Raw genomic sequence first — 20,663 nt, 5'->3', positions numbered from 1 at the left:
CTCATGCCACGATGACGGCCATGGCCTCACGCCGGCGGACCGCGACGGTGATGTTGTCGACACGGACGGCAATCGGGTCGCGCCCGACGATCCCTTCATGCAGGATCTCGACCCGGGCCCCTTCGACGAAGCCGAGTTCGATCAGCCGGCTCTCCAGCTCGACGTCCGGCAGCGACGATGTCGTGCCGCCAGCCGCGAGATGCTGAATCGTTCCGGTATAGCCCCGCCGGGCCAAGCCGAGCGGCAGGGGCGGCCGCGTATCGCAGATTTCGCTCATAGCCTGTATTTTCAATCGCGTGCCAAGAGGTCAAGCGCGGCATGGGACATGCCGCGGCTTCTTAGAGCGATTTTAAACAGACCGGGCGGGCCGCCCTCTGATCTGCCTCAAGGAGCCGCGGCGGCTGCCGAGTGCCGGCTGTCCACCGTCGCCTTCGGCTCAATGCCCGAGGAGGCCACGGCGCGGTTCTTGAAGTGGTCGAGAACGAACAGACGGATCGCCGAGGACAGGTTGCCCTGCTGGCGATTGTTGTCGATCTCCCCGACCAGTTCCGACAGGGTCATATTACGGAGACCCGAAATTTCCTTCATTCCGTTCCAGAACGCTTCTTCGAGGCTGACGCTGGTCTTGTGACCTGCGACCACGATAGAACGTTTTACGACGGGCGACTTCATCACGCGTCCTCGCCATTGATACGATGTTGATCGAGTAACTCATTCGCGCGCTTGTCGCGTTGTGCGTCAGTTGCGCGTTCGGACTTCGTCCTGCCATGGCGAGCACGGTTGCTTTCGGCGACCTTCGCTGCCTGTTCGCGCTCTACGCGCTTCCTAAAACGCTTCAAGTTGATGATGTCCCCCATGCTCGCTCCGATCTATCAAGCCATCGAATGTCGCGGTGAGAGCGAACGCGTTGTGCAGATCAGCCTTGGCTTTCTCCAGACAATCACGTCATCGCTCCCTGTTAGTTCAATAGCCATTCGCTTCATCGCGAGCGGGGTTCGTATTCATCAAACGCAGCAGAACTTGTAGTCGAGAGTATCCTTTAGGGGTTAACGGCGAGAATTGCATCACCCCCCGTAGTACTACGGGACTACCGTCAGACTCTCCCGGGTCTCGTCATCCTCTCCGGCTGAACGAGGCGGTCGAATTCGTCCTCGGAGACGAAACCGAGCCGCAAAGCCTCCTGTTTCAGCGTCGTGCCGCGCTCATGCGCGGTCTTCGCGACCTTTGCGGCCTTGTCGTAGCCGATCTTCGGCGCGAGCGCCGTCACCAGCATCAAAGAACGCTCCATCAGCTCGCGAATCCGGACTTTATCGGCTCGAATCCCGATTACGCAATGTTCACTGAATGAACGCACCGCGTCACCTAGTAATTGTATGGACTGCATCATGCAATGTGAGAGCAGTGGTTTGTAGACGTTGAGTTCGAAATGGCCCTGACTGCCCGCCACCGTGATCGCAGTGTGATTGCCGAACACCTGGCAGCACACCATCGTTAGTGCTTCGCACTGAGTCGGGTTCACCTTGCCGGGCATGATCGAGGAGCCCGGTTCGTTCTCGGGCAGAATCAGTTCACCCAGTCCCGAGCGCGGGCCGGATCCCAGGAAGCGAATGTCGTTCGCGATCTTGAACAGGGCGGTGGCTGCCGCATTGAGCGCGCCATGCGCATAGACATAGGCGTCGTTCGACGCGAGGGCTTCGAACTTGTTAGTTGCACTGGTGAACGGCAGTCCCGTGATGTCGGCGACGTGTTTGGCGAACAGCTCGGCGAATCTGGCGTCGGCGTTGAGTCCCGTGCCGACGGCCGTACCACCCTGGGCCAGCGGCAAGAGATCACGCGCTGCCGTTTCGATCCTGGCGATCGCGCTCTCGACCTGTGCCGCATAGCCTGAGAACTCCTGGCCGAGCGTCAGCGGCGTGGCGTCCTGGGTGTGGGTCCGGCCGATCTTGACGATGTCGGCAAACGCGTCCTGCTTGGCGCGCAGCGCGGCGAGCAGCTCCGACAGGGCGGGCACCAGATCGGCGGCGATCGCCCGGGCCGCCGCGACATGCATGGCGGTCGGGAACGAGTCGTTTGACGACTGGCTCATGTTGACGTGATCGTTCGGATGCACCGGCTTCTTGCTTCCGCGCTCGCCGCCCAGAAGCTCGCTGGCGCGATTGGCGATAACCTCGTTCAGATTCATGTTGCTCTGGGTGCCGGAACCGGTCTGCCAGACCACCAGCGGAAAATGCTCGTCGAGCTTGCCGTCGATCACCTCCTGGGCGGCCTGGACGATGGCTTCCGTCATGCGCGGCTCCAGCAGCCCGAGCTCGAGGTTAGTCCTGGCTGCGGCCAGCTTCACCAGCGCCAGCGCATGCACGATCCCGAGCGGCATGCGGTCATGGCCGATCCGGAAGTTCTGTCGGCTGCGCTCGGTCTGGGCGCCCCAATAGCTATCAGCCGCGACCTCGATCGGGCCGAAGCTGTCGGTCTCCGTCCGTGTCGATCCGGAAGACGATGAACTCGCTGAGTCTGCCATGACGGATGCCCATGATTGATCGTGAACCGGCGTCGGCCGGTTCCAGCTTGCTTCAATCTATGGGCTCCGCGGCCGTTCCGCTCGCGACGAATGCGCCTACTTCTTGCGGAAGCGGTCGAGGCGGACAACCTCGGCGCCTTCTCCGGACGGAGCCGGCGCGGCCGGCTCGTCGTCGCCGGGCTTGTCGCCAGCCTTGGCGGCCGGAGCCGGCAGCGGCGCAGCGACTGCTGACGAAGCCGGAGCAGACGGCAATTTCGGTGCGGCCGGCGTTTCTGCGATCGCCTCGGACGGCTCGAATTGCAGACCAAACTGCACCGAAGGATCGAAAAAGCTCTTGATGGCGTGGAACGGCACCACCAGGCGTTCAGTAATGCCACCGAACGACAGGCCGACCTCGAAACGATCCTCGGTCACAACCAGGTCCCAGAACTGATGCTGCAGGATGATCGTCATCTCTTCGGGATATTGCGCGAGCAGCCGCTGCGACAGTTTCACGCCCTCGGCCTTGGAGACGAAGGTGATGAAGAAATGATGCTCGCCGGGGAGGCCGTGGGTGGCGGCGTCGGTCAGCACCCGGCGCAGAACCCCGCGCAGCGCGTCGCGCGCCAGCACATCGTATCGAATATGATCTGTCGCCATGATCGGTCCTGTGTCGTCTGGGCCGCGCTCCGCCCTCGTCAGATCGCTGCGCCGTTACGGGCAGCAGCGCTCCCGACTCGTGTCCGGCACATCGTACCCCGGCTTGGCGCGAAGGTCAGCAGCGAAGCCGGCCCGCCGCAAGATATGGGAACGCGTAGAAGCCCACGGAAGTCGGGTCAATGAAGGAATGAACGAGACGGGGCATCAAAAAGTTGGGGAGAGTGGCGCCCGCTGAGCCGGCTGAGGAATGAAATGAAAGTGGAGGCTTCTGTTGCCAGGTGCCTCCGAACCCCGCCTAACGGAGCTTAACCCGTTAGGACTTTAAGGTGGTCTTTCAAACTGCGTTACGCAGCCTGAGCAACCGGAGCAAAGTTGTCGTTGGCAACTATTGCAGTAGCCCGATAACGGCGGAACAATACCGGGAAAAAGCTCGCCCTTTACGCCCTCGTCGATCCTATTTCGCCCCCGCCAAAACCCGTCTCACTCACTTGCTCGTTGCGACGGGCTTTGGTGGAGGCGCCGGGTACCGCCCCCGGGTCCGAATGGTTTATTTCGACGGCGATTTATTTCCATAGCCGGCAAGCCGGCACCCCCAATATAGGCCGCCCGCCGGCGGATGGACAGGGCCGAGATGCCGCGGTGCTCGACAAAAATGTGGGCTGCTCCGGGGAACCTTTCCTTCAATCTTGGCAGCACCGATTCCGACCTCCTAGAGTGCCGGCATGGCTTCCGAAACTGCGCCGGCTGTCGCTTCAGCCGCCAACATCGTCAAACACCCGCCCGGCCTTCGCACGCTCTTCTTCGCATTTGCGAAAATGTCGCTGTCGGGCTTCGGCGGCGTGCTGGTGTTCGCAAGGCGGGCGATCGTCGACGAGCACCACTGGATGACGGCGGAGGAGTTCAACGAGACCTTCGCGATCTGCCACTTCCTGCCGGGCCCCAACATCGTCAATCTCGCCATGGTGTTCGGCGCGCGGCTGCGCGGCATTCCCGGCGGCATTGCGGCGTTTGCCGGCCTGCTCGGGCCGCCGATGCTGCTGGTGACGGCGTTGGCCGCGCTCTACGGACATTTCGGCCAGGTCGATGCGCTGAGACGGGCGCTGGCCGGCGTATCCTGTGTCGCCGTCGGGCTGCTTGCCTCGGTCGTGTTCCGCATGATGTCGCCACTCCTGAAGAAGCGCGACGTGCTCGCGCTCGTGGTGATGGCCGCGGTGTTCGCCGCCATCGGGCTGGCGCGCCTGCCGCTGCAGGAGGTTCTGCTGGCGGCCGTGCCCATCAGCCTCCTCGTCACCTACGCCAGACTGCGGTGGGCGCGATGAGTGGGGACGACAATCCGCTGGCCCAGCTGTTCTGGACGTTTGCCCTGATCTCGCTGTTTGCCGTGGGCGGCGCCGTTGCCGCGATTCCCGAGCTGCACCGGGTCGCTGTCGATGTCCGGCATTGGATGACCGACAAGCAGTTTGCGGACGTGTTCGCGCTGTCGCAATTGTCGCCGGGTCCCAACGTCCTGATCGTGGCGCTGATCGGTTACTCCGTCGCAGGTGTCGCGGGCGCGGCTGTCGCAACGCTCGCCATGTGCGGCCCGACGGCGGTGCTGTCTTATTTCGTCAGCCGCTGGCTTGCGAATGCGCGAGACGCGCGCTGGACGGTCGTGCTGCAGGCCGCCCTGGTGCCGCTGTCGATCGGCCTGATGGCCGCGAGCGCCTGGATTCTGGGGCAGGCCTCCGACCAGACCTGGGCCGCGTTCGCGTTGACCGTCATCGCTGCCATTGTTGCGTCCATGACCCGGCTTAATCCGCTCTGGCTCCTGGCCGCGGGTGGTTGTCTGGGTTTCGCTGGCCTTCTCTAGGGAAAGCCGTTAGGCAAACAGAGTGGGTCTGGCCGCGTGCCGGACCCGGCGAATGAGAACAATGCCGGCCATCAAGGCCGATCGGGGAGGATGAGGCATGGCCGAAACCACGGGCCAGTTGTCGGGCGGGGCGGCCGTGCCGTCCGCGCGCAACGCGACTGGCGCATTGATCATTCTGCTGCTCGCTTTCGCGCCACAACTCGTCGAACTCGCCATCTCGCTCGCGAGCCTCGTTGCTACGCTGTCGGCGCGCTCACCGCTGCAGGTCGTTTCAGCGCATGGCGCCGCCCTGGTCGAATCGCTGCCGGCGCTGCTTCGCCAATGGGGCGACGGCGGCAAGATCACCTTGCGATCCGACGCCCTGCTCGCGCTGATCTACACCTATCCGCTCCTTGCCATCGCGCTGTTCACCTTCCTGGCGCGTCCGCGCGCGCCGCAGGATTATTTCGGCGGTGTGGCGCTGATGGCCATTGCGCTGTTTGCATTGTGGGCCGCGAGCGATCTGTCGGGCATGCGTGGCTTCAATTTCGGTCCGGGCACGGCGCCGCGCATGCTGGGCGTGCTGCTCCTGGGCATGGGCGCGGCGGTCGCGGTGATCGGACTGGCAACGGAGGGACCATCGCTTCAGGTCTATCACTGGCGCGGGCCGTTGTTCGTGTCGCTGGCGATCCTGTCGTTTGCCGTCGCGATCCGCCCGCTGGGGCTGATCGTCGCGGCGCTGGCGAGCTTCCTGATTTCGGCGCTCGGCACCTCGGAGACGCGCTGGGGTGAGACGCTGATCGTCGGCGTCGTCCTGACGCTCGGCTGTGCGCTGCTCTTCCCGTACGTGCTCGGTCTGCCGATGCCGTTGTTCCCACGTTTCCTGGTGCAGTGAGGCCGGCATGCTCGATCTGTTTCAGAATCTGTTGCACGGCTTCGGCGTCGCGCTCAGCCCGATCAATCTGCTGCTCTGTCTGGTCGGCGCGCTGGTCGGCACGCTGGTCGGCGTGCTGCCCGGCATCGGCACCATCGCCACCGTCGCCATGCTGCTGCCCATCACCTTCGGCCTGCCGCCGGTCGGCGCCCTGATCATGCTCGCCGGCATCTACTACGGCGCCCAATATGGCGGCTCGACCACCTCCATCCTCGTCAACATTCCGGGCGAGGCGACATCGGTCGTGACCACGCTGGACGGCTTCCAGATGGCCAAGCAGGGGCGGGCGGGCCCGGCGCTGTCGATCGCGGCGATCGGCTCCTTCATCGCCGGCTGTGCCGCGACCGTGCTGATCGCGGTGCTCGGCGCGCCCCTGACCAAGCTTGCGCTGCTGTTCGGGCCGGCCGAGTATTTCTCCCTGATGGTGCTCGGCCTCATCTTCGCGGTCGTGCTCGCCAAGGGCAGCGTGCTCAAGGCGGTGGCGATGATCGCGCTCGGCCTGTTGCTGTCGATGGTCGGCGCTGATGTCGAGACCGGCGCCTCGCGCATGGCCTTCAACATCCCCGAGCTCGCCGATGGGCTCGGCTTCGCCACCGTGGCGATGGGCGTGTTCGGCTTCGCCGAGATCATTCGCAATCTCGACGGCGGCGCCGAAGCCGATCGCGAGCTCGTGCAGCAGAAGATCACGGGGCTGATGCCGACGCGCAAGGACCTCCGCGACTCGGCCCCGGCGATCGTTCGCGGCACCATTCTCGGATCGATTCTCGGCATCCTGCCCGGCGGCGGCGCGGTGATCGCCTCCTTCGCCGCCTATACCTTCGAGAAGAAGATCGCGCGCGATCCGTCGCGGTTCGGCCGCGGTGCCATCGAGGGCGTCGCGGCGCCGGAGAGCGCCAACAATGCCGCCGCGCAGACCTCCTTCATTCCACTGCTGACGCTCGGAATTCCGCCCAACGCCGTGATGGCGCTGATGGTCGGCGCCATGACCATCCACGGCATTCAGCCCGGGCCCCAGGTGATGATGAAGCAGCCGGACCTAGTCTGGGGTATGATCGCCTCGATGTGGATCGGCAATCTGATGCTGATCATCATCAACCTGCCGCTGGTCGGCATCTGGGTGCGGCTGCTGCGCGTGCCATACCGGCTGATGTTCCCCTCGATCGTCGTGTTCTGCGCGATCGGCATCTATTCGATCAACAACGCGCCCGTCGATGTGATCCTGGCCGGAGCGTTCGGCCTGTTCGGCTACTGGCTGATCAAGCACGATTTCGAGCCGGCCCCGCTGCTGCTCGGCATGGTGCTGGGCTCGCTGATGGAGGAGAACCTGCGCCGCACGCTGCAGATCTCGCGCGGCGACTGGTCGGTGTTCCTGACCCGCCCGCTGTCGGCGACGCTGCTGGCCATCGCCGCCGCGCTGCTGGTGCTGGCCGTGCTGCCCGCGCTCCGCCGCAAGCGCGACGAGGTGTTCGTCGAGGGGTAGGGCTTCGGTTCCCGCGTTGGTCTGCCGGGGGCTGCGGCCCCTGGTGAACGGCTTTTCCCCAGCATATTTCACGGGGGTCAGGCGGCATGCTGGGCGGGACCTGTCGGCGACAGGGCAGGTCCGCTAAAGCTGCAGCTTCAGGAAACCGTACCTCCCGGCCATGCACCAGTATCACGATCTGCTCGAACGCATCCTGTCCGACGGCGCTGAGAAGCACGACCGGACCGGCACTGGCACGCTGTCGGTGTTCGGCCACCAGATGCGCTTCAATCTGGCCGCCGGCTTCCCGCTGCTCACCACCAAGCGGCTGCCGCTGAAGGCGATCGTGCATGAGCTGCTGTGGTTCCTGAACGGCGACACCAACATCAAGTACCTGCACGACCACGGGGTGACGATCTGGGACGAGTGGGCCGATGCCAATGGCGATCTCGGACCCGTCTATGGCTATCAATGGCGCTCCTGGCCGACGCCCGACGGCGGCCATATCGACCAGATCACCAACGTCATCGACATGATCCGGCGCAACCCGGATTCGCGCCGGCTGGTCGTGACGGCATGGAATCCGGCCGACGTCGAGAAGATGGCGCTGCCGCCGTGCCACTGCCTGTTCCAGTTCTACGTCGCCAACGGCAAGCTGTCGTGCCAGCTCTACCAGCGCTCGGCCGACGTCTTCCTCGGCGTGCCCTTCAACATCGCCTCCTACGCGCTGCTGACGATGATGGTGGCACAGGTGACCGGGCTGAAGCCGGGCGAGTTCGTGCACTCCTTTGGCGACGTCCATCTCTATTCCAACCACATCGAGCAGGCCCGGCTGCAATTGACCCGCAGCCCCCGGTCGCTGCCGACCATGACGCTCAATCCCGACGTCAAGGACATCTTCGGCTTCCGCTACGAGGACTTTGCGCTCGCCGGCTACGATCCGCATCCGCACATCAAGGCGGCGGTCGCGGTCTAGCGCATGTCGTTGTCCATCCGCCGCGCGAGCCCGTCCGACATCGGCGTCGTGTTTGCGCTGATCAACGAGCTTGCCGAGTACGAGAGGCTCGCGCACGAGGTGACGGCCAGCGAGGCCGACATCGCCGCGGCGCTGTTCTGCGATCATCCCACGCTGTTCTGTGATGTCGCCGAGTGGAATGGCGAGGTCGCCGGCTTCGCGGTCTGGTTCGTCAATTTCTCGACCTTTGCCGGCAGGCCCGGCCTCTATCTCGAGGACCTGTTCGTGCGTCCCGCGTTCCGCCGCAACGGCATCGGCCAGGCGCTGCTCGGCCATCTCGCGCGCACCTGCGTCGCCGAGGGCTGGGCTCGGCTGCAATGGTCCGTGCTCGACTGGAATGCGCCGTCGATCACTTTCTACAAATCGCTGGGCGCCGAGCTGATGGACGACTGGACGCTGTGCAAGGTGACCGGCGAGGCGCTGGCGCAGCTCGCGGAGAGGGCGCCATGATCGAGATCGTTGTCGTCGTCGCGATCGCCGACAACCGCGTGATCGGGGCCGCCGGCGGCATCCCGTGGCGGCAGAAGAGCGACATGCAGCGCCTCAAGGCCATGACGATGGGGCGGCCGATCGTGATGGGGCGCAAGACCTTCATGTCGTTCCCGCGCCGGCCGCTGCCCGGCCGCACCAACATCGTCATCACCCGCGATTCCGCCTTTCGCGCTAGTGGTGCGATCGTGACCCACACCGTCAGTGAGGCACTCGCCATTGCTCGCGGCGATGCGCTGCGGCGTTCAGCCGCGGAAATTGCGGTCCTCGGCGGCGCCGAAATCTACGCGGCGACGATGCCGCTGGCCGACCGGCTGGAGATTACCGAGGTCCATGCGCGGCCGGCCGGCGATACCCTGTTTCCGGCCATCGACCCCGCCCAGTGGGACGAGGTCGGACGCCAGCGCCACCCGTCGGGTCCGGACGATCAGGCCGACTATTCCTACGTCACCTATCGCCGCAGGCGGTGAGCCGTTGCGGCCCGGCATGCCGCCACGTCAAGACCATCCGTTAATGATGAAGTCGCATGGCCGAGCCGCCCAAAGCCGTTCTGGCCGCGGCAAACCAGCGCTTCGGCCGCTGTTTACATTGACAAAACCCGGTTCGGGCTTAGCTGGAGCGCTACATTGTAAGGGGCGAGGCCGTCCCTTATAAACCGGCGACCGTCGGCGGCCGGCGTTTGTGCACTATCAGCCTCTCGGAGGAGATCGATCGATGGCGTGGAAGAATCAGGGCGGAGGCCCGTGGGGTCCGGGTCCGAAGGGACCCTGGGGCTCGGGACCGCAACCGGTCGGTCCAAGGCCACCCGACCTGGAAGATCTTCTGCGGCGCGGTCAGGACCGGCTCCAGCAGTTCGTTCCCGGCGGCGGCTTCGGGGCTGCCGGCGTGCTGCTGATCGTCGTCGGCGCGATCGCCATCTGGCTGCTGTCCGGCTTCTACCGCGTGCAGTCCGAGGAACTTGGCGTCGTGCTGCGGTTCGGCAAATATGTCCGCGATGAGCAGCCGGGCCTGCGCTATCACCTGCCTTACCCGATCGAGACCGTGCTGCTGCCCAAGGCGCTGCGCGTCAACTCGATCTCGATCGGCTTCACGGCCAATGACGATCCCGGCCGGCGCGGCCGCGGCGGGCGCGACGTGCCCGAGGAGAGCCTGATGCTCACCGGCGACGAGAACATCGTCGACGTCGACGTCACCGTGTTGTGGCGCATCAAGCCGAAGGGCGCCGCCGACTTCCTGTTCAACATCCAGAACCCCGAGGGCACCGTGAAGGCGGTGGCCGAGAGCGCGATGCGCGAGGTGATCGGCCGCTCCAACATTCAGCCGGTGCTGACCGGCGCCCGCACCCAGATCGAGCAGAGCGTGCTCGAGCTGATGCAGAAGACGCTCGACACCTACGGCTCGGGCATCCAGGTCGACAATGTGCAGATGCAGAAGGTCGACCCTCCAGCGCAGGTGATCGCGGCGTTCCGTGACGTCCAGGCGGCGCGAGCCGACCTGGAAAAGGCGCAGAACGAGGCCCAGACCTACGCCAACAAGGTGGTCCCCGACGCACGCGGCCGCGCCGCGCAGGTCTTGCAGGTCGCCGAAGGCTACAAGGAGCAGGCGATCGCCGAGGCCAAGGGCCAGAGCGCGCGCTTCCTGAAGGTCTATGAAGAGTACAAGAAGGCGCCCGACGTGACCCGTGAACGTATCTATCTCGAGACGATGGAGCGCGTGCTCTCCGGCTCCGAGAAGCTCGTGCTCGATAGCGGCCCTGGCGGCGGTCCCGTGCCGCTGCTGCCGCTCGGCGATCTGGCGCCGCGCCGCCAGGCTGCCCCGAGCACCACGCAGCAGGGAGGCGTCCGATGAGATCGCCCGTCACAGGCATCGTCGCGCTGGTCACCGGTCTGGTGCTCTGCATCATCTTGTACAGCTCGCTGTTTACCGTGGCGCAGACCGAGCAGGCGCTCGTCGTGCGGTTCGGCAAGCCGGTCGACGTGATTACCGAGCCCGGACTCAACGTTAAGCTGTCAATCTTCGACAACGTGATCTCGATCGACAAGCGCATCCTCGACCTCGAGAACCCCTCGCAGGAGGTCATCGCCTTCGATCAGAAGCGGCTGGTGGTCGACGCCTTCGCCCGCTACCGGATCAAGAACGCGCTGCAGTTCTACCAGCGCGCCGGCACGATCCAGAATGCCAACGTCCAGCTTGGCACGCTGCTCAACGCCGCGCTGCGTCGCGTGCTCGGCGAGGTCACGTTCACCCAGGTGGTGCGCGACGAGCGCGAGACCTTGATGCGCAAGATCCGCGACCAGCTCGACAAGGAAGCCGACGCCTACGGCATTCAGGTGGTCGACGTCCGCATCCGTCGTGCCGACCTGCCGGAGGCCAACAGCCAGGCGGTCTACGACCGCATGAATAGCGAGCGGCAGCGCGAGGCGGCCGAGTTCCGGGCGCTCGGCGGCCAGAAGGCGCAGGAGATCAAGTCCAAGGCCGACCGTGAGGCGACCGTGATCGTCGCCGAGGCCAACTCGCAGGCCGAGCAGACCCGCGGTGCCGGCGACGCCGAGCGCAACCGGCTATTCGCCGAGGCCTACGGCAAGGACCGCGATTTCTTCGCCTTCTACCGCTCGATGACGGCGTATGAGAACGGCCTGAAGTCCGGCGACACCCGCTTCCTGCTGCGGCCTGACTCGGAGTTCTTCCGCTACTTCGCCAACCCTTCGGGGAAGGTCGGCGGGGGCTCGGAGACGCCCTCGGCGGCGAGCACGACCTCGGCGGCGGCACAGGCCCCGAAACCCTGACATCGTCGGGCGTCGATCCCGGCGAATAGGAGTTGACACGGACGGGGCGAAGCTTTTGCTTCGCCCCGTCGCATACAAGAAGATCAAACGGGAGGTCCGGGTCCGATGAGGTCCATTGCGTTTTCCGATTTCCTCATCGGATTAGGTATCCTGTTCGTGCTCGAAGGCCTGATGTTCGCGGCCAGTCCGGATTGGATGCGCCGTGCCATGAAGACGGCCATGACCACCCCTGACAACGTGCTGCGCGCCGTCGGCATCGGCTCGGCGGTGGCTGGTCTGGTGCTGATCTGGGTGATCCGGCGCCCGATCTGATTCGAGGGTACCCCGGCGCGAGCCTCGCAGCAGGAACCCTGGTCGATCCTGGCGATTGCCTTGCGCTGCCCGGCCAACGCCATTGTGAGGCGATGGCTGCGCCATTTTGCCGTATTAGGTCGCCTTCAATGATGAATCCCGCGTCCGGTCCGGCGCGCTTGCGTCTGCGCCCGGTTCCGGCGCACTGTAACGGTTGAATTTGCCGAATTTTCTGGAGATCCGCCCGATGACCGCAACCCTTGCTTTCAGCCGTCGCCTGCGTCCGGTCCTGACCGCGGCCGTGCTTGCCGCCGGCTGGGCGTTCGCGCCGGTGCCGGCCTCGGCGCGGGGGCCCGAGGGGATCGCCGACGTCGCCGAGAAGGTGATCGACGCGGTCGTCAACATCTCGACCTCGCAGACCGTCGAGGCCAAGGGCGGCGGGGGAGGCGAGGGCCGCAACGCCAATCCGCAGGTGCCGCCGGGCTCGCCGTTCGAGGAGTTCTTCGACGACTTCTTCAAGAACCGCCGCGGCGGTCCGGGCGGCCGGGGCGGCGCCGACAATTCGCCTCGCCGCACCAACTCGCTCGGCTCCGGCTTCATCGTCGACGACAGCGGCATCGTGGTCACCAACAACCACGTCATCGCCGATGCCGACGAGATCAACGTGATCATGAACGACGGTACCAAGATCAAGGCCGAGCTGGTCGGCGTCGACAAGAAGACCGACCTCGCGGTGCTCAAGTTCAAGCCGACGCGGCAGCTCACGGTGGTCAAGTTCGGCGACTCCGACAAGCTCCGGCTCGGCGACTGGGTGGTCGCGATCGGCAACCCGTTCAGCCTGGGCGGTACCGTCACCGCGGGCATCGTCTCGGCCAAGAACCGCGACATCTCGTCGGGCCCCTATGACAGCTACATCCAGACCGACGCCGCCATCAACCGCGGCAACTCCGGCGGTCCGCTGTTCAACCTCGAAGGCGAGGTCATCGGCGTCAACACGCTGATCATCTCGCCGTCCGGCGGCTCGATCGGTATCGGCTTCGCCGTGCCCTCGAAGACCGTCGCCGGTGTGGTCGACCAGCTGCGCCAGTTCGGCGAGCTGCGCCGCGGCTGGCTCGGCGTCCGCATCCAGGGCGTCACCGACGAGATCGCCGAGAGCCTGAACATCAAGCCGGCGCGCGGTGCGCTGGTCGCCGGTGTCGACGACAAGGGCCCGGCCAAGCCGGCCGGCATCGAGCCTGGCGACGTCGTCGTCAAGTTCGACGGTCACGACATCAAGGAGCCGAAGGACCTGTCGCGCATCGTCGCCGACACCGCCGTCGGCAAGGAAGTCGACATCATCGTCATTCGCAAGGGCCAGGAGCAGACGCTCAAGGTCAAGCTCGGCCGGCTCGAGGACAACGAGAAGGTCCAGCAGGCGGCGATCAAGAAGGACGAGCCGGCCGACAAGCCGGTGACCCAGAAGGCGCTCGGCCTCGATCTCGCCGCGCTCTCGAAGGATCTGCGCACCCGCTACAAGATCAAGGAGAGCGTGAAGGGCGTCGTCGTCACCGGCGTCGACCAGGCCTCCGACGCCGCGGAGAAGAGGCTTTCGGCCGGCGACGTCATCGTCGAGGTTGCCCAGGAAGCGGTCACGTCAGGCGCCGACATCAAGAAGCGCGTCGATCAGCTCAAGAAAGACGGCAAGAAGTCCGTGCTGCTGCTGGTCTCCAACGCCGACGGCGAACTGCGGTTCGTCGCGCTGAGCCTGCAGTAGGGCACGGTGCTGTAGGGTGGGCAAAGGCGCGCCCGCGCTGCCGTTTGTTTACCTCGATCCATCCCGCGCCGTGCCCACCATCGGCGCCCGCGCTCGCGGATGGACGGTGGGCACGGCGCGCAAGACCACCAGCCACAACTAACAGCCTGCTACGCGCCTTTGCCCACCCTACGCAGCCGGACACTCAGCTGTCGTCCCGGCCTAGTGTGCGCAATTGCGCACGCGGCGCAGGGACCCATACCCCCAGGGAGCGGTTTGAGGCAGGCGGGTCGTTGGCATTTTGCCCGTCACGACCGCCGCGGCGTATGGATCCCGGATCGGCGCCACGCCGCGCTGCGCGCGTCGCGGCTTGTCCGGGACGACGCGTGGAAAGAGACTGCTTCACATCTCAAACAGCGATCGACATGGCGCTATGGCCTCGCGGCGCGTGCGCCCGAGGTCTGTCATCAGGTCGTCCCTTGCTGATAGTGCAAGGGCGCAGGGAATGCCGGGTGAAGGCCCCACCCATGGCCCGCCTGCGAAAAAAATGCAGGCGGCAGGTACCACAGGCAAAGCCGGTCATCCGGCATTCCCTGCGCGGTGTCTTCACGCTTATACGCAGTCGCCCTGGTGCGCCGGGCTTGTTGGCCACCATTCGCGACAATGCTTGCGCACTGTGCGGGACACCAGCTTCGGGGTGTCAGGCCGCTGCGACTTCACGTCCGCAAGCGATCGTTCGTCCGCACCCTCGTTGCCGAGAATGCTGCGATCTCCCGCGGTCACCGCCTCCCCGCCTCGCGTGTCGTGACGATCGCGCGCAACGCCCCTTGCAGTGAGGCGGGATGGGCGCAGACAATCATGAATTCTGAAAAATAGCAAGTGATTTATTTTTATCAGAATCAAAGCGGTCGCTCGCCGCACGTGCGATACGGCGCCCCGAGCCGCTGTCGATGCACCTGGCGGCTCACAGCGCTCGCTGATTAACCCGTTTCGAGAGCTCCTCGGCGCTTTCCTTGCGCTCGGAATAGCGGTCAACCAGATAGTCGGCGCGGTCGCGGGTCAGCAGCGTGAACTTGACGAGCTCCTCCATGACGTCCACGGCTCGGTCGTAGTAGGGCGACGGCTTCATGCGGTCACTGTCGTCGAACTCCGCGAACGCCTTTGGCACCGAGGACTGGTTGGGGATGGTGATCAGGCGCATCCAGCGCCCGAGTACGCGAAGCTGGTTGACGGCATTGAACGACTGCGAGCCGCCGCTGACCTGCATCACCGCCAGCGTCTTGCCCTGTGTCGGCCTGACGGCGCCAATCGACAGCGGGATCCAGTCGATCTGGGTCTTCATCACGCCGGTCATCGCACCGTGCCGCTCGGGCGAGCACCACACCATACCTTCGCACCAGGTCACGACGTCCATCAGCTCGCGTACCTTGGGATGATCGGGCTCCGCATCGTCGACCAGCGGCAGTCCGCGTGGATTGAAGGTGCGCGCTTCCGCGCCGAGGCGGGTGAGGATCCGCGCGGCCTCTTCGGTGAGCAGCCGGCTGAACGAGCGCTGCCGCAGCGAACCGTAGAGCAGCAGAATACGCGGCGGGTGGGACGAGCGCGCGGGCTGCAGCAGCTTCGCGTGATCGATCGGCTGAAACGAGGCTTCATCCAACTGCGGCAGGCGATCAGGCAATGCGGCATCCTCGCGCTTCAAGGCCGGAGCAGGGCGCTTCCAGGCAATCGCGTCATGCTCTGATCCTTCGGTTGGAGCGTGATCCTCTCGGAGAGCCGTTGCGCTCCTCCGGATCACGCTCTGCGCGTCGTATTTCGCAACGAAACCGGAGCGCGGCAAGCGCGATCAGAACTCGATGCCGGCCTTCGCGCAGACATCGTCATTGTCGCCTCCCGGCGCGCCGGACGCTCCGACCTGCCGGCCGCCGGCCTCGGTATGTGATCACGCGGTCAGCCATTTCGCCATCTCCTCCGGCTTTGGCAGTCCACCGGTGTGGACCACCCGGCCGTCGACAACGATGCCTGGCGTTGAGGCGATGCCGTATTGTGCGATCGTGGCGAGGTCCGTGACCTTCTCGAGCGCGACCCGGATGCCCAGCCGGCTTGCCTCGGCCGCGACCATGTCCGCCGTTTGGATGCAGCGCTTGCAGCCGGAGCCGAGAATCTTCACGTTCTTCATTGGATCAATCCTTTCAAGAGAACAGGGCATTGAAGAGATAGCCGACGGCGACGATGCCGGCGGCAACGACGCCGGCGAACACGGCGATCAGCCGCAGCGTCAGGACTTTGCGCAGGATCAGCATTTCGGGGAACGACAGCGCGATCACGCTCATCATGAAGGCGAGCACGGTTCCGAGCGCGGCGCCCTTGTCGAGCAGCGCTTCGACCACCGGAATGATGCCCGCTGCGTTGGCGTGCATGGGAATGCCGATCAGCACGACCGCCGGCACCGACCACCAATGGCCCTTGCCCATGATCGCGGCCAGCAGGTCGTTCGGGACATAGCCGTGAATGAACGCGCCGGCGGCGATGCCGACGACGATCCAGACCCAGACCCGTCCGACGATGTCGCGCACCGCCTCGATGCCGGCCTGAATGCGATCGACGACGGTGTGCGCGTTCGCTGGCAGGTCGGCCGCACTCGCGCGAACGTTGCGCACCCATTCCTCGAGCCATGCTTCGAGGTGCAGACGTCCAATGATCCAGCCGGCGAGCATTGCCAAGGTCAGGCCGAAGCCGAGATACATCGCCGCGATCTTCCAGCCGACCAGCGCGAACAGCAGGCCGAGCGCGACCTCGTTCACCATCGGCGCTGCAATCAGGAACGAGAAGGTCACGCCGAGCGGCACGCCGGCCGAGACGAAGCCGACGAACAGCGGCACCGCCGAGCACGAGCAGAACGGGGTGAAGACGCCGAGGATTGCCGCTGCGGCGTTGCCGAAGCCCTCGCGCCTACCGGCGAGCAATGCACGGGTCCGCTCGGCTGAAAAGAAGCTGCGCACCATGCCCATGCCGAACACGACGAGCGTCATCAGCATCAGGACCTTGGGCGCGTCGAACACGAAAAAGCGCGCCGCTTCGTCCAGATGGCTGCCGGGCGTCACCGGTAGCGCCGACACCAGCCAGGCCGAAAACGGCTGCAGCTGCCAGTAGACCGCGAACCAGATGGCGATGGCGGTCGCCGTGGCCATGACCCAGATCGGAGCCGATGCCGATCCGTCGGCATAGGTCGGGACGTCCTCTGTCATGCTGCGCTCCTGTCCGGTTCGATCATGGCCGCCATGACGGCGTCGAGGATGGCGCGCCGCTCCGGCGCAAGATCGGGTCTCAGTCGATACCGGACCCATTGGGCGTCGCGCCGGTCGATGACGAGACCGGCGCTCCTGAGCGCGCCCATGTGCCGGCTCATGCGCGACGGGCTGGCGCCGAGCCGCTGCGTGAGCTCGCAGACACAGTGCTCGCCACCATCCGAAAGGATGCGCAGGGCGGCGAGACGGGTCGGCTCGGCGAGAGCCGCGAGCAACGGGACAGGATCGAACATGGCGGAAACATATTCATAATTTCGTATTTGCGCAATAGCGCATATAATAAGCGCCGCGTATGGAATGCATGGCGGATCGCGACAGGCGGTGGGCAGGTTTCGCCAGTTGCCGACGACGGCTGACGCGTGCGCAGCGCGGCGAAGCTGACAACGATGCAGGCGCGACGGGAATGAAGCCGGATGAGTGTCGCAGGCGACGCTGATGCGCCGAATCAGCGGCGGCTGCAACGCCGCTGCATTCCTGCGGCCCGCCCGTCGGCTTCAATGCCGCAGCTCAGAAGCTCCGGCGCAGGATGGGTGGGATGTGCGTGGCACGAAGTCGCGGCACGAATTGCGGACGCGGACGAGGCGAAGTCGTCGATCGCGGCGGCCGGATGCCATTGTCGTCCGGCAGTCCCGCTACGTCGTATCGGCGGCCACGTATGGTGGGAGAGGAAGCGCGGCCTTGCTCAGCAAGGCGCGCGCCACCTATCAGGCAGGACGCCGTGCCGCTCGCTCAGTTGCGCACGCTGCCGACCGTGGTCGGAACGACGAGAGCCGCGCTGCGGCGATGATGGGTGAGCACGGCGAGCTGGTGCGGCGAGGCGGTGCTGTCGGTCTTGACGGCAGCGATCTCCTGCGCGGACGACGCGCCCACGACGGAGAGCTGATGCGGGGTGGCCGGCAGTGCGCCGACTTCGTAGTTCGGCAGCTCGGCCGCGACGGCGGCGCCGCTCAGCAAGGCGAGCGCGACGAGAGAGCCGGGAATGATGTGTTTGATGGTCATCGGGAGAGTCCTTCTGTAACGATGATCGATTGCATCGTCGTGCAACCGTTTTCGTGTCCTTGGACGCTCCCTAGCGCAGTCAGATTTATATGCGATGCAGCATGATTTTGCAATTCATCTGATGGTGATGCGGTTAATCCTGTGACGCGCGACCTGCTTCGATGTGGAGAGCGAATGATCTGATTTGCGATCCGGAATGAATTGGAATGGTGTTGCGCGAGAGCGCTAGGGATTGAAATAAAATCCTGCGGAGCTGATCGCGAGTGCCAATGACATCGCGTCCTCTCGGAGCGAATCTCGCTTGCGGTCGCGATAAAGGCACGAGGCGCGATTGCGATCGTCCAGCATTTGCAGAGTTCATCAAAATGTCACGGATGATCGCAGCGTTCACCGTTCGCTGCGCTCGCAATGACGAGCGAGTGGCTGCCCTCCATCAACACGCTGCTCGCAGACCGTGTGGCGCTCTGGCCTTTGAGCCGGACCCTCTTCCCGCTGTCCTTTGATGATCGCATTCGAACCAGCCTGGATCCTCCGCACCGCTGCGCGATGCATTGCCCTCGCCCCTTGTGGGAGAGGGCAGCGCTGGCTGATCCGCAGGCTCGGTCGGGTGAGGGGTTCTCTCCGCGAGCGCGACTCGTTGAGACAGACCCCTCACCCGACCGAGCTCGTTGCGCTGCCGTCCATGCCCTCTCCCACAAGGGGCGAGGGCGCAGTCACGGCCGTCGCGCTCGCGGCGAGGTTGATTGGTTTCCTGCTTCCGTGCGGACGGACGGTGGGCACGCGACCGCCCTGCGGGCGGCTGCTTTGCCCACCCTACAGGACTCTGGCGGCAGCCTTGTCAGTCGACGAACTGATCGCGCGTGTAGCCCTGGGCGTAGAGCAGGGCGGTGAGATCGCTGTGGTCGATGCGGGCTGACGCGGCGGCGGAGACGGCGGGCTTGGCGTGGTAGGCGACGCCGAGGCCGGCGGCCTCGATCATGCCGAGATCGTTGGCGCCGTCGCCGACCGCCAGCGTGTCGATGGCGTCGAGATCAAATGATTCGCGCAGCTCGATCAGGGTGGCGAGCTTGGCGTCGCGGCCGATGATCGGCTCGCGGACTTCACCGGTCAGCTTGCCGCCGGCGACGACGAGCTCGTTGGCGCGGTTCTCCTGGAAGCCGATCTTCGCCGCGATGGCATTGGTGAACAGCGTGAAGCCGCCGGAGATCAGGCAGGTATAGGCGCCGTTGGCGCGCATCGTCATCACCAGATGGCGGCCGCCCGGCGTCAGCGCGATGCGCTTGGCCAGGACGTCGTCGACCACGCTGACCGGCAGGTCCTTCAGCAGGGCGACGCGTTCGCGCAGCGCCGGCTCGAACGCGATCTCGCCGCGCATCGCCCGCTCGGTGATCGCAGCCACGTGCGGCTTCAGGCCGGCGAAATCGGCGAGCTCGTCGATGCATTCCTGGCCGATCATGGTGGAATCCATGTCGGCGAGAAAAAGCTTCTTGCGCCTGACGGCTTCCGCCTGCACGACGATGTCGATCGGCATGTCGCCGCGCAGGTCGCGCAAGCGGGCCTCGATCTTGTGAACTTCGCCGTCGCCGCCGAACGGGATGTCGATGGCGACTTCGTCGAACAGCCAGCGCGGCGTGCCCGGCTCTGGCAACACGGCCAGGAAGGCCTCCACGATCGTGGTATCCAACGCGGGATCGGCGGGATTGCAGATGAAGGTGGCGACGAGAGACATCAGGTGACTTTGCCAGACAACAATAAAGCGGTGCTTATCGCAGGGCCGACCGCCAGCGGCAAGTCGGCCCTGGCCATGGAACTTGCGCAAAAAGCGGGCGGGGTCGTCATCAACACCGATTCCATGCAGGTCTACCGTGATCTCAGGGTTCTGACGGCGCGGCCGACAGTCGAGGAAGAAGCGGCCATGCCGCACCGGCTCTACGGTCACGTCGACGCCGCCGTGAACTACTCGGCCGGCCATTTTGTCCGGGATGCCGCTGAGGTGCTCGATGATGCCAGGCGGTCGGGCCGGCTGCCGATCTTCATCGGCGGCACCGGGCTGTACTTCAAGGCGTTGACATCAGGGCTCTCAGCGGTGCCGCCGGTGCCGGAGGACGTTCGCGAGGCGGTGCGCCGCAGGCTCGCGCGCGACGGCGTCGAGGCGCTGCATGCCGAGCTGGCGCGGCGCGACCCGGCTGCGGGCGCGCGGCTCAACCTGCGCGACCGCACCCGCATTGCCCGGGCCCTGGAGGTGATCGAGGCGACCGGTCGGCCATTGGCCGACTGGCATGCCGAGACCACGCCGCCGCTGCTGCCCGGGGGCAGCACGAAAGCGCTGTTCATGGCCCCGGAGCGGGAAGCGCTTTATCAGCGGATCGATGCCCGCTTCGACATCATGCTGGAGCGCGGCGCGCTGGAAGAGGTCGAACGGCTCGCCGGCCGCGGCCTCGACCCGCTGCTGCCGGCGATGAAGGCCCACGGCGTCCCGGCGCTGATCCGCTACCTCAAGGGCGAGATCACGCGGGAGGAGGCGGCCACCATCGGCAAGGCTGATACCCGTCACTACGCCAAGCGCCAGTTCACCTGGTTTCGCCACCAGTTGCCGGAGTTCGAATGGATGAGCCCGGAGGCGGCAAAGGCGTGGGTGGCGTCGTTGAAGGAGAATTGATATCGTGAT

General features: G+C 65.4%; 23 protein-coding genes and 1 other RNA gene. 12 read left to right on the top strand and 12 right to left on the bottom strand.

Annotation, left to right across the window (positions count from 1 at the left end):
- Position 1: 1 nt before the first annotated feature.
- From ACQR07_RS07150 to ssrA, 6 genes are all read right to left on the bottom strand, one after another.
- The gene (locus ACQR07_RS07150) at positions 2-277 is read right to left on the bottom strand and encodes a FeoA family protein (protein WP_008963599.1); all 276 of its coding nucleotides are present in this window, start codon (positions 275-277) and stop codon (positions 2-4) included.
- A 107-nt stretch (positions 278-384) separates the two neighbouring features.
- Positions 385-672: a ribbon-helix-helix domain-containing protein gene (locus tag ACQR07_RS07145; RefSeq protein ID WP_434901596.1), complete on the bottom strand. Its 288-nt coding sequence runs from the start codon at positions 670-672 to the stop codon at positions 385-387.
- The gene (locus ACQR07_RS07140; RefSeq protein ID WP_434901595.1) at positions 672-857 is read right to left on the bottom strand and encodes a DUF4169 family protein; all 186 of its coding nucleotides are present in this window, start codon (positions 855-857) and stop codon (positions 672-674) included. Before ACQR07_RS07140 ends, ACQR07_RS07145 begins: the two co-directional genes overlap by 1 nt.
- 236 nt (positions 858-1,093) lie before the next feature.
- Entirely contained in the window at positions 1,094-2,518 is a 1,425-nt protein-coding gene (fumC, locus tag ACQR07_RS07135) for a class II fumarate hydratase (protein WP_434901594.1), read from the bottom strand.
- 96 nt (positions 2,519-2,614) lie between these two features.
- Positions 2,615-3,157 carry an SspB family protein gene (locus tag ACQR07_RS07130; RefSeq protein ID WP_434901593.1) on the bottom strand — a complete coding sequence of 181 codons (543 nt, stop codon included), beginning with the start codon at positions 3,155-3,157 and terminating at the stop codon, positions 2,615-2,617.
- Positions 3,158-3,414: 257 nt separating this feature from the next.
- Positions 3,415-3,784, bottom strand: a transfer-messenger RNA (tmRNA) gene (gene ssrA / locus ACQR07_RS07125).
- A 95-nt stretch (positions 3,785-3,879) separates the two neighbouring features.
- On the opposite strand from ssrA, the gene ACQR07_RS07120 reads away from it, so the two are divergent.
- The 11 genes from ACQR07_RS07120 (at position 3,880) to ACQR07_RS07070 (ending at position 13,712) form a co-directional block, all read left to right on the top strand.
- On the top strand, positions 3,880-4,476 hold the full coding sequence (locus ACQR07_RS07120) for a chromate transporter (protein WP_434901592.1): 597 nt from the start codon (positions 3,880-3,882) through the stop codon (positions 4,474-4,476).
- Positions 4,473-5,006, top strand: coding sequence for a chromate transporter (locus ACQR07_RS07115; RefSeq protein ID WP_434901591.1), 534 nt, complete (start codon positions 4,473-4,475; stop codon positions 5,004-5,006). The genes ACQR07_RS07120 and ACQR07_RS07115 overlap by 4 nt, the downstream gene beginning before the upstream one ends.
- Before the next feature lie 97 nt (positions 5,007-5,103).
- Entirely contained in the window at positions 5,104-5,880 is a 777-nt protein-coding gene (locus ACQR07_RS07110; RefSeq protein ID WP_434901590.1) for a tripartite tricarboxylate transporter TctB family protein, read from the top strand.
- 7 nt (positions 5,881-5,887) lie between these two features.
- Complete coding sequence (locus ACQR07_RS07105; RefSeq protein WP_434901589.1) at positions 5,888-7,399, top strand: tripartite tricarboxylate transporter permease; 1,512 nt, start codon at positions 5,888-5,890, stop codon at positions 7,397-7,399.
- 160 nt (positions 7,400-7,559) lie between these two features.
- A complete protein-coding gene (locus ACQR07_RS07100; protein ID WP_434901588.1) occupies positions 7,560-8,354 on the top strand; it encodes a thymidylate synthase in 795 nt (264 codons plus the stop codon).
- Between the two features lie 3 nt (positions 8,355-8,357).
- Positions 8,358-8,843: a GNAT family N-acetyltransferase gene (locus tag ACQR07_RS07095; RefSeq protein ID WP_434901587.1), complete on the top strand. Its 486-nt coding sequence runs from the start codon at positions 8,358-8,360 to the stop codon at positions 8,841-8,843.
- Positions 8,840-9,352, top strand: coding sequence for a dihydrofolate reductase (locus ACQR07_RS07090; protein ID WP_434901586.1), 513 nt, complete (start codon positions 8,840-8,842; stop codon positions 9,350-9,352). Before ACQR07_RS07095 ends, ACQR07_RS07090 begins: the two co-directional genes overlap by 4 nt.
- A gap of 244 nt (positions 9,353-9,596) precedes the next feature.
- Complete coding sequence (gene hflK, locus ACQR07_RS07085; RefSeq protein WP_434901585.1) at positions 9,597-10,730, top strand: FtsH protease activity modulator HflK; 1,134 nt, start codon at positions 9,597-9,599, stop codon at positions 10,728-10,730.
- Complete coding sequence (hflC, locus tag ACQR07_RS07080; RefSeq protein WP_434901584.1) at positions 10,727-11,668, top strand: protease modulator HflC; 942 nt, start codon at positions 10,727-10,729, stop codon at positions 11,666-11,668. The genes hflK and hflC overlap by 4 nt, the downstream gene beginning before the upstream one ends.
- Positions 11,669-11,773: 105 nt before the next feature.
- Entirely contained in the window at positions 11,774-11,980 is a 207-nt protein-coding gene (locus tag ACQR07_RS07075) for a DUF2065 domain-containing protein (protein WP_284420711.1), read from the top strand.
- A gap of 226 nt (positions 11,981-12,206) precedes the next feature.
- Positions 12,207-13,712 (top strand): Do family serine endopeptidase, encoded by a 1,506-nt coding sequence (locus ACQR07_RS07070; protein ID WP_434901583.1) that lies wholly within the window; start codon positions 12,207-12,209, stop codon positions 13,710-13,712.
- Between the two features lie 943 nt (positions 13,713-14,655).
- Here the strand turns inward: ACQR07_RS07070 and arsH are convergent.
- The 6 genes from arsH to serB all read right to left on the bottom strand — a co-directional run bounded on the left by arsH (position 14,656) and on the right by serB (position 19,724).
- Positions 14,656-15,369, bottom strand: coding sequence for an arsenical resistance protein ArsH (gene arsH, locus ACQR07_RS07065; RefSeq protein ID WP_434901582.1), 714 nt, complete (start codon positions 15,367-15,369; stop codon positions 14,656-14,658).
- Between the two features lie 261 nt (positions 15,370-15,630).
- Positions 15,631-15,867 (bottom strand): thioredoxin family protein, encoded by a 237-nt coding sequence (locus ACQR07_RS07060; RefSeq protein ID WP_434868931.1) that lies wholly within the window; start codon positions 15,865-15,867, stop codon positions 15,631-15,633.
- A 13-nt stretch (positions 15,868-15,880) separates the two neighbouring features.
- Positions 15,881-16,879: a permease gene (locus ACQR07_RS07055; RefSeq protein ID WP_434901772.1), complete on the bottom strand. Its 999-nt coding sequence runs from the start codon at positions 16,877-16,879 to the stop codon at positions 15,881-15,883.
- A 53-nt stretch (positions 16,880-16,932) separates the two neighbouring features.
- A complete protein-coding gene (locus ACQR07_RS07050; protein WP_434901581.1) occupies positions 16,933-17,457 on the bottom strand; it encodes an ArsR/SmtB family transcription factor in 525 nt (174 codons plus the stop codon).
- Between the two features lie 268 nt (positions 17,458-17,725).
- Positions 17,726-17,995 carry a hypothetical protein gene (locus ACQR07_RS07045; RefSeq protein WP_434901580.1) on the bottom strand — a complete coding sequence of 90 codons (270 nt, stop codon included), beginning with the start codon at positions 17,993-17,995 and terminating at the stop codon, positions 17,726-17,728.
- An 838-nt stretch (positions 17,996-18,833) separates the two neighbouring features.
- Entirely contained in the window at positions 18,834-19,724 is an 891-nt protein-coding gene (gene serB / locus ACQR07_RS07040) for a phosphoserine phosphatase SerB (RefSeq protein ID WP_434901579.1), read from the bottom strand.
- Positions 19,725-19,727: 3 nt separating this feature from the next.
- Here serB and miaA point away from each other — a divergent pair, with 3 nt between their 5' ends.
- Positions 19,728-20,654, top strand: a complete 927-nt coding sequence (miaA, locus tag ACQR07_RS07035; protein WP_434901578.1) for a tRNA (adenosine(37)-N6)-dimethylallyltransferase MiaA — start codon at positions 19,728-19,730, stop codon at positions 20,652-20,654.
- The last annotated feature ends 9 nt before the right edge of the window (positions 20,655-20,663 follow it).

Source organism: Bradyrhizobium sp. HKCCYLS20291 (genome assembly GCF_051167715.1).
Classification (GTDB): domain Bacteria; phylum Pseudomonadota; class Alphaproteobacteria; order Rhizobiales; family Xanthobacteraceae; genus Bradyrhizobium.
Note: the sequence above shows the minus strand (reverse complement) of the source record. Positions and strands in the feature narration are given on the sequence as shown.

Bases quoted from the DNA above. Each gene is read 5' to 3' on its own strand.
- fumC (WP_434901594.1), bottom strand. From the start codon at position 2,518: ATGGCAGACTCAGCGAGTTCATCGTCTTCCGGATCGACACGGACGGAG.
- hflC (WP_434901584.1), top strand. From the start codon at position 10,727: ATGAGATCGCCCGTCACAGGCATCGTCGCGCTGGTCACCGGTCTGGTG.
- ACQR07_RS07045 (WP_434901580.1), bottom strand. From the start codon at position 17,995: ATGACCATCAAACACATCATTCCCGGCTCTCTCGTCGCGCTCGCCTTG.
- ACQR07_RS07105 (WP_434901589.1), top strand. From the start codon at position 5,888: ATGCTCGATCTGTTTCAGAATCTGTTGCACGGCTTCGGCGTCGCGCTC.
- ACQR07_RS07060 (WP_434868931.1), bottom strand. From the start codon at position 15,867: ATGAAGAACGTGAAGATTCTCGGCTCCGGCTGCAAGCGCTGCATCCAA.
- ACQR07_RS07070 (WP_434901583.1), top strand. From the start codon at position 12,207: ATGACCGCAACCCTTGCTTTCAGCCGTCGCCTGCGTCCGGTCCTGACC.
- ACQR07_RS07095 (WP_434901587.1), top strand. From the start codon at position 8,358: ATGTCGTTGTCCATCCGCCGCGCGAGCCCGTCCGACATCGGCGTCGTG.
- hflK (WP_434901585.1), top strand. From the start codon at position 9,597: ATGGCGTGGAAGAATCAGGGCGGAGGCCCGTGGGGTCCGGGTCCGAAG.
- ACQR07_RS07110 (WP_434901590.1), top strand. From the start codon at position 5,104: ATGGCCGAAACCACGGGCCAGTTGTCGGGCGGGGCGGCCGTGCCGTCC.
- ACQR07_RS07100 (WP_434901588.1), top strand. From the start codon at position 7,560: ATGCACCAGTATCACGATCTGCTCGAACGCATCCTGTCCGACGGCGCT.
- ACQR07_RS07120 (WP_434901592.1), top strand. From the start codon at position 3,880: ATGGCTTCCGAAACTGCGCCGGCTGTCGCTTCAGCCGCCAACATCGTC.
- ACQR07_RS07090 (WP_434901586.1), top strand. From the start codon at position 8,840: ATGATCGAGATCGTTGTCGTCGTCGCGATCGCCGACAACCGCGTGATC.
- ACQR07_RS07075 (WP_284420711.1), top strand. From the start codon at position 11,774: ATGAGGTCCATTGCGTTTTCCGATTTCCTCATCGGATTAGGTATCCTG.
- ACQR07_RS07150 (WP_008963599.1), bottom strand. From the start codon at position 277: ATGAGCGAAATCTGCGATACGCGGCCGCCCCTGCCGCTCGGCTTGGCC.
- ACQR07_RS07140 (WP_434901595.1), bottom strand. From the start codon at position 857: ATGGGGGACATCATCAACTTGAAGCGTTTTAGGAAGCGCGTAGAGCGC.
- ACQR07_RS07145 (WP_434901596.1), bottom strand. From the start codon at position 672: ATGAAGTCGCCCGTCGTAAAACGTTCTATCGTGGTCGCAGGTCACAAG.
- ACQR07_RS07115 (WP_434901591.1), top strand. From the start codon at position 4,473: ATGAGTGGGGACGACAATCCGCTGGCCCAGCTGTTCTGGACGTTTGCC.
- ACQR07_RS07055 (WP_434901772.1), bottom strand. From the start codon at position 16,879: ATGGCCACGGCGACCGCCATCGCCATCTGGTTCGCGGTCTACTGGCAG.
- ACQR07_RS07130 (WP_434901593.1), bottom strand. From the start codon at position 3,157: ATGGCGACAGATCATATTCGATACGATGTGCTGGCGCGCGACGCGCTG.
- serB (WP_434901579.1), bottom strand. From the start codon at position 19,724: ATGTCTCTCGTCGCCACCTTCATCTGCAATCCCGCCGATCCCGCGTTG.